General features: G+C 68.3%; 2 protein-coding genes. Both read right to left on the bottom strand.

Going from position 1 to position 2130, the window contains the following annotated elements; translation table 11 throughout:
• A partial coding sequence (locus ACWELQ_RS44440) for an ATP-binding cassette domain-containing protein (protein WP_452402976.1) occupies positions 1-1132 on the bottom strand: 1132 nt, incomplete at its 3' end.
• A gap of 61 nt (positions 1133-1193) precedes the next feature.
• On the bottom strand, positions 1194-2130 hold a 937-nt coding region (locus ACWELQ_RS44435; protein WP_452402975.1), incomplete at its 5' end, for a sugar ABC transporter substrate-binding protein.

Below are 2130 nucleotides of genomic sequence, written 5' to 3'. Positions count from 1 at the left end.
CGAAGCGGCCGAGTCGGCGCGGCACGGTGAGGGTGGCGTTGTCGGCCACGCTCATGGACAGGACCAGCCCCTCGTCGTGACGGTCGCGGGGGACGAAGCTGATCCCGGCCTCCCGCGCCGCCGGGACACCGCCACCACGCAACTCACGCTCGCCGACGTGAACGGTTCCGCTTGTGGCGCGGCGCAATCCGACGATTGTCTCGGCCACCTCGACGCGACCACTGGAGCCGCCGCCCGCCAGGCCGACCAGCTCCCCGGGCCGCACTTCGAAGCCCACCGCATCGAATTCACCGGGTCTGGTGAGCTTTTCGACCCGCAGTGCCGGTCGCGCGTGTGGATCTGCGGGCAGGCGCGGAACCGACTGCTGCAATTCGGTGGAATCCCCGGTCATCGCCGCGATCAGCTCGCGTTTGCCGAGCTCGGCCACGGGTGCGGTGACGATATGCCGGGCGTCCCGGAAAACCGTGACATCGGAACAGATTTCGTAGGTCTCGTCCAGGTGGTGCGAGATGAACAGGAAGGTCACACCCTGCGCTTGTAGATCCCGTATGCGGTCGAAGAGCCGTCGGATGGCCGCACCGTCGAGCTGCGCGGTCGGCTCGTCCAGAATGATGAACCGGGCTCCGTGCGAGAGTGATCGCGCGATCTCCACCAGCTGCCGGTGCTCGACCGAAAGCTCGCGCGCCGGTGTGTCTTCCGCGACCGGCACCGACCAGGTGTCGAGCAGTTCCCGCGCGCGGGCGCGCACCGCGCGCCAGCGCACGATCCGGCCGCCGAAGCCCTGGCGGTTGATGAACAGGTTCTCCGCCACCGTCAGGTCCGGAATGATGGTCGAATGCTGGTAGACGCAGGCCACGCGGGCGCGCCAGGCGTCGCGGTCGGCGGTCGGCGGCGCGGGCTCGCCCCGGAAGCGCACCTGCCCCTCATCGGCAGGTGCGAGCCCGGTCAGGATCGACACCAGCGTCGACTTTCCGGCGCCGTTGCGACCGACCAGCGCATGGGTCCGCCCGGCGGTCACCCGCAGGCCGACCCGGTCCAGGGCGAGGGTGCGGCCGAATCGCTTGGAGACGCCGATCGCCTCGGCCACCGCGGGCCCACCCGAATCCGTCTCGGCTGCCGCTGTTTCCGTCATCGGTCCCATTGCTTCCCTTGGTCCTTGCGTCCCTGGTCCCCTCGCCTCCGCCGTGACCGCTTCAGTGGCCCCGGCCCCACAGTCCCGGATCGCTGCTGGCGACCGTGACCATGTCCCCGACCTTGCCGCCGTTCTTGGTCACCACCGGCGCGGGCAACTGATCCTCGAGCTGGCCGTTCGCGCCGGTATCGATGATCACCGAGCCGTGATCGGTGGGCCCGGGCGCGAACTTGCGGCCCTCGGTGGCGGCCTTGGCGTAGTAGACCGCGTACTGCGCGTAGAGGTCCGCGGGCTGGGAGACGGTGGCGTCGATATCGCCGTTGTCGATGGCATCGAGTTCGGCCTTGATGCCGTCGTTGGAGACGATCGTGATGTGGCCGGGCTGACCGGCTTTCACCAATTTGCCGGTGCGCTGCAGCAGCGCCAGCGTCGATTGCAGGAACGCGCCGCCCGCCTGCATGTAGATGCCGTTGATATCGGAATCGGTGAGCAGTTTGTCCTGCAGACCCGAGACCGCCCGATCCGCCTTCCAGTCGGTGGGGATCTCGATCACCTTGATGCCGGAGTACCGCGTGCGCATGCAATCGGCGAAAGCCTGGGAACGATCGCGGCCGTTGATGGAGCTCAGATCGCCCTGGAATTCCACGACTTTGCCCGCGCCGTGCAGGGTTTCACCGAGATACACGCACGCGTTCGTGCCGTACGCGCGGTTGTCCGCACGCACCACCATGAAGGCCCCGCCCGCGTCGGGCCGGGTATCCACGCTGACCACCGGCACGTTCTTGGCGGCCGCCGCGGTCAGCGCCGGTTTCACCGCGGCCGTGTCCTGCGGCGCCATGATGAGCGACTTCACGTTCTTGGCCAGCAGCGTGTCCACATTCGATTTGAGCCGGTTGGCGTCATTGTCGGAGCTGGTGTTCTCCAGCTTCACCCCGGCCGCCGCGGCCTTCGGCCCCAGATATCCGGCGTAGGCGCTCCAGAAGTCGGTGTCCGAGCGG

Source organism: Nocardia sp. NPDC004722, from assembly GCF_053601505.1.
The sequence above is the reverse complement of the archived record's forward strand: the minus strand, read 5'-3'. Positions and strand labels throughout refer to the sequence as shown.